14 protein-coding genes are annotated in these 16,074 nt (G+C 61.8%); 7 read left to right on the forward strand and 7 right to left on the reverse strand.

From position 1 onward, the window contains the following. Nucleotides 1-15: 15 nt before the first annotated feature. From V6F91_RS06015 to V6F91_RS06035, 5 genes are all read left to right on the forward strand, one after another. Nucleotides 16-864: a transketolase gene (locus V6F91_RS06015; RefSeq protein WP_332763023.1), complete on the forward strand. Its 849-nt coding sequence runs from the start codon at nucleotides 16-18 to the stop codon at nucleotides 862-864. Next, the gene (locus V6F91_RS06020) at nucleotides 861-1,883 is read left to right on the forward strand and encodes a transketolase family protein (protein WP_090283349.1); all 1,023 of its coding nucleotides are present in this window, start codon (nucleotides 861-863) and stop codon (nucleotides 1,881-1,883) included. Before V6F91_RS06015 ends, V6F91_RS06020 begins: the two co-directional genes overlap by 4 nt. Before the next feature lie 62 nt (nucleotides 1,884-1,945). Next, a complete protein-coding gene (locus V6F91_RS06025; protein WP_332763024.1) occupies nucleotides 1,946-2,890 on the forward strand; it encodes an alpha/beta hydrolase in 945 nt (314 codons plus the stop codon). Nucleotides 2,891-3,026: 136 nt separating this feature from the next. Continuing rightward, a complete protein-coding gene (gene betT, locus V6F91_RS06030; protein WP_332763025.1) occupies nucleotides 3,027-4,994 on the forward strand; it encodes a choline BCCT transporter BetT in 1,968 nt (655 codons plus the stop codon). Nucleotides 4,995-5,124: 130 nt separating this feature from the next. Then, nucleotides 5,125-6,579: a TrkH family potassium uptake protein gene (locus V6F91_RS06035; protein WP_332763026.1), complete on the forward strand. Its 1,455-nt coding sequence runs from the start codon at nucleotides 5,125-5,127 to the stop codon at nucleotides 6,577-6,579. Here V6F91_RS06035 and V6F91_RS06040 read toward each other — a convergent pair. The 3 genes from V6F91_RS06040 to V6F91_RS06050 all read right to left on the reverse strand — a co-directional run bounded on the left by V6F91_RS06040 (nucleotide 6,576) and on the right by V6F91_RS06050 (nucleotide 8,582). Continuing rightward, nucleotides 6,576-7,499, reverse strand: coding sequence for an SDR family NAD(P)-dependent oxidoreductase (locus V6F91_RS06040; RefSeq protein ID WP_332763027.1), 924 nt, complete (start codon nucleotides 7,497-7,499; stop codon nucleotides 6,576-6,578). The genes V6F91_RS06035 and V6F91_RS06040 overlap by 4 nt on opposite strands. 102 nt (nucleotides 7,500-7,601) lie before the next feature. Beyond that, nucleotides 7,602-8,231, reverse strand: coding sequence for a glutathione S-transferase (locus V6F91_RS06045; RefSeq protein ID WP_332763028.1), 630 nt, complete (start codon nucleotides 8,229-8,231; stop codon nucleotides 7,602-7,604). 138 nt (nucleotides 8,232-8,369) lie between these two features. Beyond that, a complete protein-coding gene (locus tag V6F91_RS06050; protein ID WP_332763029.1) occupies nucleotides 8,370-8,582 on the reverse strand; it encodes a hypothetical protein in 213 nt (70 codons plus the stop codon). Between the two features lie 301 nt (nucleotides 8,583-8,883). Between V6F91_RS06050 and V6F91_RS06055 the strand changes: the two genes are divergently transcribed. Then, nucleotides 8,884-9,660: an alpha/beta hydrolase gene (locus V6F91_RS06055; RefSeq protein WP_332763030.1), complete on the forward strand. Its 777-nt coding sequence runs from the start codon at nucleotides 8,884-8,886 to the stop codon at nucleotides 9,658-9,660. Nucleotides 9,661-9,711: 51 nt separating this feature from the next. Here V6F91_RS06055 and V6F91_RS06060 read toward each other — a convergent pair whose 3' ends face one another. Further along, entirely contained in the window at nucleotides 9,712-10,641 is a 930-nt protein-coding gene (locus V6F91_RS06060) for an aromatic alcohol reductase (RefSeq protein ID WP_332763031.1), read from the reverse strand. Nucleotides 10,642-10,737: 96 nt separating this feature from the next. Here V6F91_RS06060 and V6F91_RS06065 point away from each other — a divergent pair, with 96 nt between their 5' ends. Further along, nucleotides 10,738-11,196, forward strand: coding sequence for a helix-turn-helix domain-containing protein (locus V6F91_RS06065; protein WP_332763032.1), 459 nt, complete (start codon nucleotides 10,738-10,740; stop codon nucleotides 11,194-11,196). A gap of 18 nt (nucleotides 11,197-11,214) precedes the next feature. On the opposite strand, the gene V6F91_RS06070 is transcribed toward V6F91_RS06065, so the two are convergent. The 3 genes from V6F91_RS06070 to V6F91_RS06080 form a co-directional block, all read right to left on the reverse strand. Continuing rightward, entirely contained in the window at nucleotides 11,215-13,272 is a 2,058-nt protein-coding gene (locus V6F91_RS06070) for a pyridoxamine 5'-phosphate oxidase family protein (protein WP_332763033.1), read from the reverse strand. A 117-nt stretch (nucleotides 13,273-13,389) separates the two neighbouring features. Beyond that, a complete protein-coding gene (locus V6F91_RS06075) occupies nucleotides 13,390-13,908 on the reverse strand; it encodes a DUF3833 domain-containing protein (RefSeq protein WP_332763034.1) in 519 nt (172 codons plus the stop codon). A 72-nt stretch (nucleotides 13,909-13,980) separates the two neighbouring features. After that, nucleotides 13,981-15,867, reverse strand: a complete 1,887-nt coding sequence (locus V6F91_RS06080; RefSeq protein ID WP_332763035.1) for a sigma-54-dependent Fis family transcriptional regulator — start codon at nucleotides 15,865-15,867, stop codon at nucleotides 13,981-13,983. Nucleotides 15,868-16,074 lie beyond the last annotated feature (207 nt).

Raw genomic sequence — 16,074 nt, forward strand, 5'->3', positions numbered from 1 at the left:
CAACGGAGTTTCATCATGATTATTGAGTCTTCAAACGCTGCATGCCTGAGCCTCGCCGAGCGTGCGCACAACATTCGCCGCCATGCGCTGCGCATGGGTCAGGTTCAAGGCCAGGGCTACGTCGGCCAGGCCCTTGGCGCCGCAGACCTGCTCGCCGTCTCGTATTTCCATGCGATGAACCATCGCCCGGCAGATCCCGAATGGGAACAGCGCGACCGCTTCTATCTTTCCATCGGTCACTACGCGATTGCGCTGTACGCGGCGCTGATCGAAGCCGAGATCATTCCGCTCGACGAACTGGAAACCTACGGTTCGGATGACAGCCGCTTGCCGATGTCGGGCATGGCCGCCTACACCCCCGGTATGGAAATCACCGGCGGTTCGCTGGGCCAAGGCCTGGGCATCGCGGTGGGTGCTTGCCTGGGCCTGAAGCGCAAAGGCTCGTCCTCCTTCGTCTATAACCTGCTGTCGGACGGTGAACTGAACGAAGGTTCGACCTGGGAAGCGGTGATGTCGGCTTCGCACTGGCAGCTCGACAACCTGATTGCGATTGTCGACGTCAATAACCAGCAGGCCGACGGCTATTCGAGCGAAATCCTCTCGTTCGAGCCCATCGTCGATCGCTGGCAAGCCTTCGGCTGGTTCACCCAGCGCGTTGACGGCAACGATCTCGACGCGCTGGTCGCGGCGTTCGATGCCGCGCGCAAGCACCCCGGCCGCCAGCCGCGCGTGATCATCTGCGACACGAAAATGGGCAAAGGCGTGCCGTTTCTGGAAACCCGGGAAAAAACCCACTTCATTCGCGTCGAAGAACACGAATGGGACCTGGCCCTGCGCAACCTCGAAGAAGGAAAAGACCAATGAGCAACGCCGCCAACACTCCGTCCGCAACCGGCGAGCCGGTCAAAAAGCGTCTGACCACGTCGGCGATGATCGCTTCGATTGCCTCCGAGGGCCAGGCGACCCGCTCAGCGCCGTTCGGCCACGCCCTGGCAGCGCTGGCTGATCAGCGTGCGGACATCGTCGGGCTGTCTGCGGACCTGTCCAAATACACCGACCTGCACATTTTCGCCAAGGCGCATCCCGAGCGTTTTTACCAGATGGGCATGGCCGAACAGTTGCTGATGAGCGCCGCCGCCGGGATGGCCCGTGAAGGTTTTGTGCCGTTTGCCACGACTTATGCGGTGTTCGCGTCGCGCCGCGCCTATGACTTCATCTGCATGGCCATCGCCGAGGAAAACCTCAACGTCAAAATCGTCTGCGGCCTGCCCGGCCTCACTACCGGTTACGGGCCCAGCCATCAGGCCACCGATGACCTGGCGATTTTCCGCGCCATGCCCAACCTGATGATCGTCGACCCCTGCGATGCCCTGGAAATCGAACAGGCAGTGCCGGCCATCGCCGCCCACCAAGGCCCGGTCTACATGCGTTTGCTGCGCGGCAATGTGCCGTTGGTACTGGACGAATACGGCTATCAGTTCGAGATCGGCAAGGCCAAAACCCTGCGCACCGGCAACGATGTGCTGATCATCTCCACCGGTTTGATGACCATGCGCTCACTCGAAGCGGCTCAGCAGCTTCAGGCCGACGGCATCGATGTTGCCGTGCTGCACGTGCCGACCATCAAGCCGCTGGACGAACAGACCATTCTTGCCGAGGCGCGCAAGTCCGGGCGGTTGGTGGTCACCGCGGAAAACAGCTCGATCATCGGCGGCTTGGGTGAAGCGGTTGCCGGGCTGTTGCTGCGCAACGGTGTGACGCCGACATTCCGCCAGATCGCCCTGCCCGACGCGTTCCTCGACGCCGGTGCGTTGCCAACTTTGCATGATCGCTACGGGATTTCGACCCCTGCGGTGTGTGCGCAGATCAAAGCCTGGTTGTAGCTTTACGGGTACGGGGTGCTTTGTTCGAAAGCGCCCTGTCACCGAAAAAAGGAGGCAGAACAGTGCAACCCCATGAACTGCTCGATCCGGCGTTTCGCGAGTTTTTGGCGTCTGGCAAAGACGTCTGGTCACTGCAAACCTTGCCGGCGATCAGAGCGCGCGTGCATGCAACATACAAAACCCCGGAACAGGCACGCGGTGAAAGCGTATGGACCACGGCGCACGACGGCGAGCGGTTACGCCTTTGTCTCTACAGGCCTGACGGCGCCCCACAAAGCACACCCTGTCCGGTCATCCTCTATATTCACGGCGGCGGTTTCGTCCTCGGGCAACCGGAAATGGCCGACGATTATCTGGCCGATCTCGCCACACAACTCGGTGTACTGATCGTCGCGGTCGATTATCGACTCGCACCCGAGCACCCCTTCCCCACGCCGCTTGAAGATAGCTACACGGCGCTCGGCTGGATATTCGCCCATCAGCACGAGCTCAATGTCGACACCTGCCGGCCCGTGATCATGGGCCACAGTGCCGGCGGTGGATTGGCCGCGGCGCTGGCAATTCTGGCGCGAGACCGCGGCACTTACCCGATTGCAGGTCAGGTGCTGATCTATCCGATGCTCGACCACCGCACTGGCACTGCGGACTCGCCGCACCGCAACGTCACCACGGGGGTGATCGGCTGGCCGCCTCAGGCGAACCGGTTCTGCTGGGACTGCCTGCGCGCCGAGCAGACGCTTGATCAACAACAGGCAGGCTGGTTTTCACCGGCCTTGCAGCCAGACCTCAGCGACTTGCCGCCGACCTTTCTTTCGGTCGGAGCGCTGGATCTGTTTCTCGAAGAAGACGTCGCCTACGCGATGAAATTGTCGCGCGCAGGCGTCGCCGTCGAGCTGCACGTCTACCCCGGTGCCCCGCATATGTTCGATCAATGTCCGGGGGCGATCACCGAGCAGTCCGCCGGCGATATTGCCCGTGCACTGCAACGGATGATCGCCAACGCGTAAATAATCTACCCGTGCCTGCAAAAAAAACGCCGCCAAGGCGTTGCGGAACGACGCCCGTCCCCTATGGTCATCTGAAACGCCGCGCGATTTTCCCTTCAGTCGCATACCGCGCTGTGACCGACCTCAGGAGATTCATATGACCAACAAGGCCGACACGGGCGCCGCACCGACGCTCAACCCTCCGGTTTTCTATACCTCGGGTGTGCTCCTGCTTTTACTGGTCATCTACGCCAGTGTGTTCCCGGCCCACGCGCAAGTGGTGTTCGCCAATGTGCAGAACTGGATCATCACCAACGTCAGCTGGTTCTACATTCTGGCCGTGGCGATCATCCTTGGTACCGTGGTGTTTCTCGGCATCAGTCGCTACGGCGACATCAAACTCGGGCCCGACCACAGCAGTCCCGATTACAGCAGTACCACCTGGTTCGCCATGCTCTTCTCGGCCGGCATGGGCATTGGCCTGATGTTTTTCGGCGTGGCTGAACCGGTCATGCATTTTCTCAATCCGCCGGTGGGTGACGGCAGCACCGTCGAAGCGGCGCGGGAAGCGATGAAAATCACGTTTTTTCATTGGGGCCTGCATGCCTGGGCGATCTACGCCATCGTGGCGATGATCCTCGCCTACTTCAGCTACCGCCACGGGCTGCCGCTGACCCTCAGGTCTGCGTTGTATCCGTTGATCGGTGACCGCATTCATGGGCCGATCGGCCACGCGGTCGACATTTTCGCCATCATCGGCACCGTGCTCGGCGTGGCGACCTCGCTGGGTTTCGGCGTGGCGCAGATCAATACCGGGCTCAACGCGCTGTTCGGTGTGCCGATCAACACCACCGTGCAGATCATTCTGATTGTCGCCACCACCGGCCTTGCGACCATTTCCGTGGTGACCGGGCTGGACAAAGGCGTGCGCCGGCTATCCGAGCTCAATCTTGGTCTGGCGGTGTTGTTGCTGTTGATGGTGATCATTCTCGGGCCGACCGTGCTGATCCTGCAGACCTTCGTGCAGAACACCGGCGGTTACCTCACCGAAATTGTCAGCCGCACCTTGAATCTGTATGCCTACCAACCGACCGACTGGATTGGCGGCTGGACCCTGTTCTATTGGGGCTGGTGGCTGGCGTGGTCGCCCTTCGTCGGGCTGTTCATCGCGCGCATTTCCCGTGGCCGCACCATTCGCGAATTTGTGATGGGCGTATTGCTGGTACCCGCCGCTTTCACGCTGCTGTGGATGACCGTGTTCGGCAATACCGCGATTCATATGATCCTTACCGAAGGCATCACTGACCTCGGCGCGGCCATCGACAAAGACACCTCGTTGGCCTTGTTCGCCTTTCTTCAGCATTTCCCGTTTTCCGGGGTGATCTCGCTGGTAGCGGTGGTCATGGTCGTGGTGTTTTTCGTCACCTCGGCGGACTCCGGCGCCATGGTGGTCGACATGCTCGCCTCGGGCGGATCGTCGAACACGCCGGTCTGGCAGCGGGTGTTCTGGGCATCGAGCATGGGCCTGGTGGCGATCGCCCTGCTCCTGGCTGACGGGCTCAAGGCTTTGCAGACCGCAACGATTGCCAGTGCCCTACCGTTCACCATCACCCTGCTCTTCAGCATGCGCGGCTTGCTCAAGGCCTTGAAACTGGACGCGACCAAGCGCGGCTTGCGCTATCAATCGCTGTCGCCAGGGGTCAGCCGGCATCCGGGCGGCTGGCAACGACGCTTGCGCACCATGGCCATGTTCCCGCGCCGCGCGCACGTGCTTCGCTTCATTGCGGAGACGGCAAAACCGGCGTGCCTGTCGGTCGCCGAGGAATGGCGCAAGCAAGGCTATGTCTGCACCGTCGAGGATCTGCAAGACAACAGCGTGCGGCTCAGCGTCGGCGGTGCTGACAACCCACAGTTTATTTACGAAGTGCGGCCGCACCCTTACACCATGCCGAGCTTTGTGATGGCCGACACCCAGGATGAGGAGCGCAAATATTTCCGCGCCGAAGTGCACCTGCGCGAAGGCGGCCAGGATCAGGACATCATGGGCTGGTCCCGCGAAGAAGTGATCGGCGACATACTTGATCAGTACGAGCGCCACATGCAGTTTCTGCATCTGGTCGGCTGATTGTGGCACGGCCGTGACTGGCGATCAGCGCCAGTCACGGTTCAGTCGCGCGAAAAAATTACGCAAATTTTACGCACTCGACATGTCGACATCCGATACTACGCGCCGTTATTTCAACAGACGAACGTCCATGTCTTTTGCAGCACTGCGGCTTATCGGTTTCATCCTCGGCATCTTCCTGATCACGCTTGCCGTGAGCATGGCGATTCCCATGCTCACGCTGGTGGTGTTCGAGCGCAGCGACGACCTCTCGGCGTTTCTCTGGTCGAGCGTGATTACCGTCGTCTGTGGCCTGTTGCTGGTGGCGCGCGGGCGCCCCGAAACGGCTCAGCTTCGCCCGCGCGACATGTATTTGCTGACGACTGCCAGTTGGGTGGTGGTGTGTGCCTTCGCCGCTTTGCCGATGGTGTTGATCAGTCACATCAGTTACACCGACGCCTTTTTCGAAACCATGTCCGGCATTACCACCACCGGTTCCACCGTGCTCAGTGGCCTGGACCAAGCCTCGCCAGGCTTGCTGATGTGGCGCTCGATGCTGCACTGGCTTGGCGGCATCGGCTTCATCGGCATGGCGGTGGCGATCCTGCCGCTGCTGCGGGTCGGTGGCATGCGGCTGTTCCAGACTGAGTCCTCGGACTGGTCAGAGAAAGTCACGCCGCGCTCCCATGTCGCCGCCAAATACATTCTGTTTCTGTATCTCGGTCTGACCTCTGCCGGCGCGCTGGCCCTGTGGCTGTGCGGCATGACGCCGTTTGAAGCAATCAACCATGCGATGTCGCTGATCTCCACGGGCGGCTTCTCGACTTCCGATGCCTCGCTCGGGCACTGGACGCAAGCGTCGATTCACTGGGTCGCGGTGGTCATCATGATTGCCGGCAGCCTGCCGTTCACCCTGTATGTCGCGACCTTGCGTGGTCATCGCCGCGCCCTGTTCAAGGATCATCAGGTGCGCGGCTTCATCGGGTTTCTGGTGGTCACCTGGCTGCTGGTCGGCACCTGGCTGTGGCAGCACAGCGATTACTCGTGGTGGGACGCGTTTCGCATCGTCGCGGTGAATGTCACTTCGGTAGTCACCACCACCGGCATTGCCGTCGGCGACTACACGCTGTGGGGCAGCTTCGCCATTCTGCTGTTCTTCTACCTGACCTTCGTCGGTGGATGCTCCGGCTCCACCGCCGGTGGCCTGAAAATCTTCCGCTTTCAGGTCGCCGCCGCGCTGCTGGTCAGCAGCTTGAAGCAACTGATCCACCCGCGGGCAGTGATCCAGAAGAAGTACAACGGCCACCCGATCGACGAAGAGATCCTGCGCTCGCTGCTGACCTTCTCGTTTTTCTTCACCATCACCATCGCCGTGATCGCTCTCGGGCTGGCCTTGATCGGGCTGGACTGGACAACCGCCCTGAGCGGCGCCGCCACTGCGGTGTGTAACGTTGGGCCGGGGCTGGGCACGATCATCGGCCCGGCGGGCAACTTTTCATCCTTGCCGGATGCCGCGAAATGGTTGCTGACCATCGGCATGCTCCTGGGCCGACTGGAAATCCTCACAGTGCTGGTGCTGATTACGCCGGTGTTCTGGAAGTACTAACGCTCGCCTTGCCCGATCATGCGCAGGGCTGTTTCCCACAGGCGCTGCGCGTTATCCGGGTCGAGCGCATAAGGTGCGACGCCGGTGTAATCGGCCGGACGTCGGTCGACCACCAGCGCCTCATTGCAGTCCTCGAAATAGCGGCCACCCACGCCTTCCAATAATGGCGAAGCCGCCAGCAACACGGAGGTCGCGGCGCCCTGCTGCACGTTCTTCTGCCGTTCGATCGGCGTTTTCAGTCCACCGGTATGCTTCTGCAGATTGGTGGCGATCGCGCCCGGATTCACCGCGTTGGCGAGCACACTCTGATGCGCCCAGCGTCGAGTGATCTCCGCCGCGAACAGCGCGCAGGCTGACTTGGCCTGGGCATAGGCGGCGAAAGCCTCGTAGGCGCGGAAGTCGAAATTGATGTCGTCGAACACCACCGGACCCAGCAGATTGGCGCTGGAACTCAGCGAGACGACTCGGGCACCTTCGGCCTTGATCAACGCATTCTGCAGCCCGAGCACCAACGCAAAATGGCCGAGAAAGTTGGTGGCGAACTGGATTTCCCAGCCCTGCGCACTCAGCGTGCGCTCGGGCACGGCCATGATTCCGGCGTTGTTGACCAGAATATGCAGCGGCGCTGACCAGTCTAGTGTAAACGCTCGAACCGAATTCAGATCCGCCAGATCGAGCGCCCGGACATCGACCTGCCCGCTGCCCTGCGCGCTGAGCTCGGATGCTATTGATTGCGCCGCTTCTGGGCGTCGCACTGCCAGCGTTACGTGCGCGCCAGCGTTGGCCAGGGCACGGGCGGTTTCCACGCCGATGCCGGCCGCGCCACCGGTAACGATCGCGCGCTTGCCGCGCAGGTCGACGCCTTCGATGACTGCTTGCGCGGTGGAATGAAAACCGAACGGTGTGCTGATGCGTGTCATGCCTGATTCCTCTGAGGGTTGCGGGACTCTGCACCCGAACGCTGAAAATCCAAATAGCCCGGCCGCCTGCCCTATAGACGGCAAGCCACTCCGGGCGGTCGATCAGGCGTGCTGCAAGCCAACGGCAGTGCGCTGCATACCGACAAAGCCGGGCAACGCTTCAATGCCGCTAAGCCAGGCACGAACATGCGGATAATCCGTCAACGCAACATTGCCTTCCGGGGCGTGTGACACGTAGGTATAGGCGGCTACATCAGCGACAGTCGGCTGGTCGCCGGCGAGGAATCGGCTGTTGGCCAACTCGTCTTCCATCACCTTGAGCAGGTTGTGCGATTTGCTGATTGCCTCTTCGGCGTTGTAACCGGCACCGAACACCGTAATCAAACGCGCCGTCGCGGGGCCTGAACTGATCTGCCCGGCAGCCACCGATAACCAGCGTTGCACTTTCGCCAGAGCATCCGGATCGCTCGGCAGCCATTCGCCGTTGCCGTATTTCGCGGCGAGGTACACCAGAATCGCGTTCGAGTCGGCCAGCACGGTGCCGTTATCGTCGATCACCGGTACCTGACCGAATCGGTTCAGGGCAAGAAATTCGGGGGTTTTGTGTGCGCCCTTCATCAGGTCGACGAACACCAGTTCGGTCGGCTGGCCGAGCAGTGACAGCATCAGTTCGACGCGATGGGCGTGGCCAGACAAGGGGTGGCGATACAGTTTGATCGGTTGCTGGGACATGGTGGCGTACTCCGGTTGTTATTGGGTTCGACCTGGTGATCGCGTCGATGGGCTGATCTTGCTCCCGGTGGTGAAACGGCGGAATAACCGCCGACAGCAATCGAGCATTTCACTGGATGGAATGATCGGCGCCGATCTTCAGCGCAGCCGCTTGAGTAAGGCACAGAATTTCGCCAACAGGCTTTTATCTGCGCACGGTTGAGAGTGCTCGCTCACGCCGAATGCGCTGAACTCGCCCGCCAGCGCGCCCATGAATTGCGGCAGCAGGAAACTGGCTTCGTGCTCACGGTCGAGTGGGTGCGACGTTTGCGAGGCGGCTGGGCAAAAGCGGTGTGGAGTGATGTCAGCCATGGTTATCTCCCGGTTATGTGACATTCGCGATGACCGTGACGGTCGTTCGCTCCGGGCAGCAGTCTCTCCAGCGCGGGCGGTTTAGAGAATGCGCAGCGATGTCATGGCCTTATTGCGCTGGATGAAACAATCGGCGCGCTGGCGGACGGTTCGAAAGCAAACGCTGCCATTGCAAATACCGCAACAGTGGTTTGCCGTTCGTGGTTGTTCTCTTCCTCTGTGTTCACAACCGACCATGCGCCCCGCAGTGCGCAAACAGGTCGCGCTGCCTCATCCCTCCTTCACTCACAGGTAACAACCAATGAACAAGTTATTTACAGGCATGGCCCTGGTCGCCGCGATGGCCGCCGCCAGCGCTGCATTCGCCGCACCGGTCAAACCGACCGTCGTGCTCGTCCACGGCGCTTTCGCCGACTCGAGCAGCTGGAACGGCGTGGTCAACCTTCTGGAAAAGGATGGCTACCCGGTCATCGCCGCGTCGAACCCGCTGCGCTCGCTCAAAGGCGATGCGCAATCGGTCGCCGATATCCTTGCCACCATCAAAACGCCAATCGTACTGGTCGGGCATTCCTACGGCGGACCGGTGATCAGCGAAGCGGCTTACGGCAACGCCAATGTCAAAGCGCTGGTGTTCGTCGCAGCCATTGCGCCCGACGCCGGCGAGTCAACTGCTGCGTTGTCCGGACGCTTCCCGGGCGGCACGCTCGGCCCTACCCTCGCCCCGCCTGTGCCATTGGCTGACGGCGGTAAGGATCTGTATATCCAGCAGGACAAATTCCACGCCCAGTTCGCGGCCGATGTTTCCGCCGCCGACGCGAAGGTAATGGCGGCGACGCAACGTCCGGTCACCGTCGCGGCGCTCAACGAAGCCGCAACGCAACCGGCGTGGAAAACCATCCCGTCGTGGTTCGTCTACGGCGACCAGAATCACAACATCCCCGCGCAAGCCCAGGCATTCATGGCCGAACGCGCGCACGCGAAACACACCGTCGTGGTTAAAGGCGCGTCGCACGTGGTGATGGTGTCCAACCCGAAAGTCGTCACCAGCCTGATCGAAAAGGCTGCCAGCGCTCAATGACGACAAAGCCGCTGACCGCATCCGGCCTGGTTGCCGGATGCCTTTCAAGCGTTACTTGCCCGCCAGATTCTGCTGAACCCATTGCTGCGCAGTGGTCACCGCGATCCCCTGCCGTTCATTGAACGTCCCCGCCTTGGGCCATGCCACACCACGACCTTGGGCGAACACCGCGCGGTATTTCTTGATGTGATGGGTGGGGTCTTTTCGCAGTTCGTCCATCAGGTGTTGAACGGTCCACACGTTGGACTTGAATGGTCGCCCCAGCGCATGTTCGAGGATGCCCGCGACCTGTCCGTAGCTCAGCGTGTCGCCGGACAGGTAGACAATTTCATTCCGCAAGCGAGGCTCAAAGAACACGATCTCCGCCGTCAGCGTGCCGATGTCCTCGGGCGTGGTGAGCGTCACACTGTTTTCCAGACTGCCCAGCGCATTGACGGTGTCGTTGTCGAAATCAACCACCTCGAACACCGGTTCGAACAGAAAACTGGTGAACATGCCGGTCGAGATGATCACCCATTCGGTCTGGTTCTGCGCGCGCAGCAATTCACGCACGTCGAGCTGCGCATCGAACAGATCCTGCGGACTGCCACGGCCGATCACCTCAAAGTCCACGCCGAACTGCCACGGGAAATAGCGTTTCACCCCAGACTGGAGCGCCGCTTTCGCCAGTTTCATTGGCGTTTCGCGACCGGCAACCATGCCGGCGCAGCCGATGACCGTGTCGAACCGGGCAAACACGGCTGCCAGTTGCTCGATCGAATCGTTGACCAGGTCGGCGGCCACCATGTGGATGCCGAGGCTGCGCAGCTCATCGATTTCGGCCTTTTTTTCCGCCACTCGGGAATTGATGGTCGAGTCCCTGAGCAGGACGCTGATGGTCGAGCCGGGCGCGCGCTTTGCCACTCGCGCAAGATTGCGCAACACCGCAAAGCCGAGTTCTCCAGCGCCCAGCACCAGAATGGATTGTGCTGTGTGAGTCATGATGTCTCCTTAAAACCGTTGCCTGTAAGATGCGCCAATGCTGGCAGCAACCGTCAGCGCTCGTAAGAAGGCACACGCGTGATACCAGGGGAAGACATGACCGACCAGAACGCGTTGAGGCACGCCGAAGCGATCTGCCAGACGCTCAGAAAAGACGATGACGGCGTGCGCCGCGAAGTGCTTGCACACGCCGGCAGCCGCTGGTCACTGGGCATCCTGCATGCCTTGGGGGTGTATGGCGCGATGCGTCACGCCGAGATAAAACGCCAGATGACCGGCGTGACCCAGCGCATGTTGACCAAGACTCTGCGCGCGCTCGAGCGCGACGGCCTGTTGGTGCGTCGCGAGTTCGGTGAAGTGCCGCCGCGTGTCGAATACGAGCTGACAGCACTCGGCCAAGGCTTGTTGGTGCGCATGTCACCGGTGTGGACCTGGGTGGTCGAAAACGTCGAAGACTTTCGTACGGCGCGGCGCGCTTTCGACCGTCAGGACGGGCAAAAACCGGCATGGCAGATTCCGACGCCGATGGCGGAAGATCCTGACGCGATCAAGTAGCCGCGCCAGGACCTCGCTTCAGATCTCCAATACCAGCGTCTCGCTGGCCTGCGCCGGCACCGAACAGCAGATCAGCACCTCCCCCTCCGCCAGCGTCTCTGCCGGCATGTTCAGGTAATGCACCTGGCCGCTGACCAGCCGTGTTTTGCAGGTGCCGCATGAGCCGCCGCGACAACTGAATTCCGGGCTCAGCCCGCGACTCTCGGCGAGCTGCAACAGGGTGCCGCTGTCCGGCATCCAGCGTGCTTCCTTGCCGCTGCTGGAGAACAGCACTTTCACCGGTTCGCTGGATTTCGCCACTTGCTGCTGCGCCGGGACCAGCGTTTGCAGATCCCGCACCAGCGTCGACGGGCCGAAGGTTTCTGCGTGAATGCGCTCGTCGTGGATGCGCAGCGAGCGCAGGCCGTCATACAGCGCCTGCGTGAACGCGCCGGGGCCGCACAGGTAAAAGTCGTAATCGTCGAGCGGCAGCAGATTTTTCAGCACCTGCAAGTCGATCCGCCCGGCCAGTTCGAAGCCCTCGCCTTCGCGCGCGTCGGTTTCCGGCTGACTGATCAGGCGCAGCACGCGCACCTTGTCGCCGCCCAGGCGTGCGAGTTCGCTGATTTCTTCGCCAAAGGCCAGATCGGCCACGGATCGCGCACTCTGGACAAACCACGTCGGGCGTATGCGGTTGATGCGCCGACCTTCATAAATCACTTCGCGCAGCATCGACAACAGCGGCGTAACGCCTACGCCGGCGGCGATCAGCACCAGCGGACGCCGCTGCGTCGGATCCACGGTGAAATGCCCTTGCGGCGCGCGCGCTTCGATGGTGTCACCGGGTTGGAAATGCGCGTGCAGGTGTGAAGACACACTGCCATCGCGCTTGACGCTGATGCGCACAAAATCATCCGAGGGCGCGCTCGACAGGCTGTAGGTGCGAATGGCCGGGGCTTTCTGGCCGTCCAGTTGCAGCCGCAAAGGCAAGTGTTGCCCGGCAGAAAAACGAGGCAGTGCCGCGCCATCGGTGGATTCGAAATAGAACGAACGAATGCTCTGGCTCTCGTCGACGACCCGCACCAGCCGTAACCAGCGCCAGGTATCGCGCAACGCTTCGGCCTTCAAGCGCTCGGCGGCTTGCGCCCAACTGCCGGTCATCAACGAGTTCGGCGAGTCGCCCTCGGCCACACTCGCCCAGCGCAACGGGATCGCCTTCTGTCGGCGGATAATCAGTTGCGGCGTAAAGCGCCACAAGCGCTCGACGCCTTGAAACGCGGCGATTTCCGGGCTGTCGAGAATGATCTCCGAGTGACCGTTCATTTGCAGCAGGTCGCCGCTGTCGAAGTCGATGAACGTAAGCCCCGCTCGCGGATTGACGAGCATATTGCCCAGGGTGTTGAAGAACAGGTTGCCGGAGAAATCCGGAATGGTCAGCACGCCCTCCTCGTCAATGCGCACGAATCCGGGTTTGCCGCCGCGGTGTGAAACATCGACCTGCCGCGCGCCTTCGCGCACGATGTAGCTGGCGACATAGAAGCAATCGGCCGTGCTGATCAGTTCACGGGCGCGCGTGTCCAGCGTGGTGGTTTCGCTGACATCGCCGGCCGGCTCATCGGCAAAGCTGAACTGGCGCAGGTTGATGTAGCGCGGGCAGTTGCCGTACGCCTGGCTGACGGTGACGGCAAAGCTGTCGTCGCCCTGGCGCCGGACGATGCCGTTCATGCGATTGCGGCGCCGAGTGTGCAGTTCGATGCCTAACAGGCCAATTGCATCGCCCTCGTTGATGCCGCTTTCCGCCGGATCGGCGGGCTCGCGCGCAATGGCCATGTGCAGGGTTTCGGGGTTTGGCGAACTCAGGAAACCGGGCTGACCGCAGCGAATCGTCGCCCATGGCTCGCCTTGCGGATCGACCGCGCCGACGACGATAAATGGCAATTGCGCGTAAAAATCCCGGTGTTGATCGGGCATCCAGGTGCGGGCCATTTGCCGTTGCCCCGGCCCCGCCATGATCTCCACCGCGCCCACGGAACGCTGTAACGCCAGCTCTCCGTCATGCCAGGGAGAGGGTTCTGCTGCGTCAGCCACTGGGTTCATCGCCATTCTCCGCCTGCACCGCGACGAGACAGGCGAGCACGCCCGCCGGTTGGAGCTACGAGTGTAGTCCAAAGCTTCGCGTGCCTCGGCTTGCGGATTGGTGTCTTTCGTCGGCGGTTATTTACGGAAAAACAACGTGATCTGACCGACCTCAACGCCAAACTTGCTCATGTACGAGCGGTTGATCAGGGTCTTGTCATCCATCAGGTACATCCAGTCATCCAGCTCGACGTCGTACTCCTCGCCGTCCACCGGCAAACGCAGCACATACCGCCAGCGCAAGGCGTTGCCGGCCGTCTCGCCCCGCGCCTCGCCGACCACATCGCCGGCGGTGCCGCGCCATTGGCCGGGGCCGTCCGGGGTCAGGGTCCAGACGCGTTTCTGTTTCGTACCATCGCTGTAGGTGAACGACTCGTCGAGAATCAGCTTGCTGCCTTCGGAATGGCCATTGATCAGCACATGAAAGCGCTTGGCGACCTCACCCGAACGCTTCTGAAAAATCCCCCAGGCCTCAACCCGACCCTCGAAGAATTCGCGCAACTCCAGCGTGGGTTTTTCCTGGCTGTAGCTGCGTACGTCGACGCCGCTGCAACTGGCCAGGGCGAGGCACAACAGGAGGGTGCAGAGTTTCAACATGAGCGCTTGCCTCTGGGTTCAGGAATCGGACGGTAAAGCCGTTGCGTTGCGCCAATAGCACGAAGTCTGCGATCACCCGGGCCGGGTTATCCCGTGCTGGCGCAACTTGCGATACAGCGTATTGCGGCTGATGCCCAGCCGCGCGGCGACCCGGGCGATGTGCCAATGCTCGGTGTTGATCAAGGTCAGCAGGGTTTGTCGTTCAGACACGTTCAGCGGGTTTTCCACTGCCTCGGCGTTGTACGGCAGCAATTCGTGCAGGTCATCGAGGCTGATGCGCCCATCGATGGCCAGCGCGACCAAGGTCCGCAGGCAGGTGCGCAATTGCCGGACGTTACCGGGCCAGGGCTGTTTCAGCAGGCGCTCCTTAACCCCGGCGTCCAGTCGGACGCGCATGCCGGCCGCTTCTTCACGCAGCAGCAGATCAAACAGCCGCCCCTTGTCCGAGCGGTCGCGCAGCGCCGGCAGTTGCACGGCAAAACCGCCGATGCGGTAGAACAGGTCTTCGCGCAAACGCCCTTCGGCGACGCAAGTCTGCAGGTTCTGGTGGCTGGCGCTGATCAGGCGTATATCCAGTGGCCGTGCGCTTGTGGCGCCGAGCGGCACCACCTGGCGCTCCTCCAGCACCCGCAGCAGACGTGTCTGCAACGCCAGCGGCATGTCGGCGATTTCATCGAGAAACAGAATGCCGCCATGGGCCTGTTCGAGCTTGCCGAGCATGCCTTCCTTGCGCGCGCCGGTGAAGCTGCCGCCGCGATAGCCGAACAGCTCGCTCTCGATCAGCGTTTCCGGAATCGCCGCGCAATTGATCGCCACAAATGGCTGGCTGGTTCGAGAACTCGCCCGGTGCAGCGCCGCCGCGAAGGCTTCTTTACCGGTGCCGGTTTCTCCTTGCAGAAACACCGGTACGTCGCGTTCCAGCACACGCAACGCGCGGGCAAAACCGCGTTGCAGGCGCGGGTCTTCGAGGCAAACGCGCGCGTCGTTGATGGGCGCGATCGCGGGAATGGCGGGCTGTGGCCGACGCAGCGGTTCGCGCAGCTGGGCAAACAACTGCCGACCGTCAGCCAGGCGCAGCGGCCAGCAAACGCTGGGTAGCGCGCCGGCGTGACTGATCAGTTGATCGATCGGTGTCTCCAGCAGCAGCGCCAGCGACTGGCCGATGATCGGCTCACGACTGAGGCCAAGCAGTTCCAGACCCGCGTCGTTGATCGAGCAGATCCGCGCATTCTCATCGAAGCTGAGCAGCCCTTCGCCCAGCAGTCCGACAAACCCGGCGTCCGGATGAAAACGCAGCAAATAGCGCTGCGGATCGTGCCCGAGAAAGAAGCAGCTCTCGATCAGTTTGGCCGACAGGTTGGTCAGCGCCATGGCTTTGAAACGCTGTTCGAGGCTCTGTTCTTCGCGCACCGAGGACAGATTGAGCACGGCGAGCAATTCGCCGCTCGGGTCGAAGATCGGACTGGCCGAACACGTCAGGCCGACGTGCTTGCCGCGAAAATGCTCGTCGCGGCGGATGGTCACGTGCTGACGCTCGACCAGGCAGGTGCCGACGCCGTTGGTGCCTTCGTGTTCCTCGCTCCACACCGAGCCCAGCCACAGCCCGGCGCGCTGAAACCCGGCGCGCTCGGCATCGTTGAACACACTGTCGATCGCCACGCCGCGCGCATCGGTGAGCAACACCACATGGCCGTCACGCCCGAGCTGTTGGTGCAGGCTGTTCATCTGCCAGTGCGCCACGGCGATGATGTGTTCCAGCGGCGCGCGGTGATCCTGCAAACGCGCTTGCTCGACCACATCCGGCGCGCGGCGACTGGCGGGATCGAGGCGGTATTGATCGAGGCAGCGGCGCCACGAGCGAGTGATCGCCAGGTCTGCAACGGGACCAGGACTAGCGACGCTACCCTGTACGGCTTGCAGCACTTGCTGTGCGTGGGCATTGATCAAGGCCGGTTTCATTGTTGTTGTTCTCCGCTACGGTCGGACACGGGACTGTTTGCAGCTTATATGAAAAGTCCGAAACCGGCGTTTTTCGCCCGGCGTGACACAGTGTCATCGCCCATTCCCGAATTCGTGACACAGCGCCGATACACGATTGGCGATCTACAGCGCCAACCGCTCTGCCACGGGGCTTTGCCGAAGCTGGCCCGAGCCTTGCTCCAGGGC

Origin of the sequence: Pseudomonas koreensis (assembly GCF_036668835.1) — a bacterium.
Lineage (GTDB): Bacteria > Pseudomonadota > Gammaproteobacteria > Pseudomonadales > Pseudomonadaceae > Aquipseudomonas > Aquipseudomonas koreensis_I.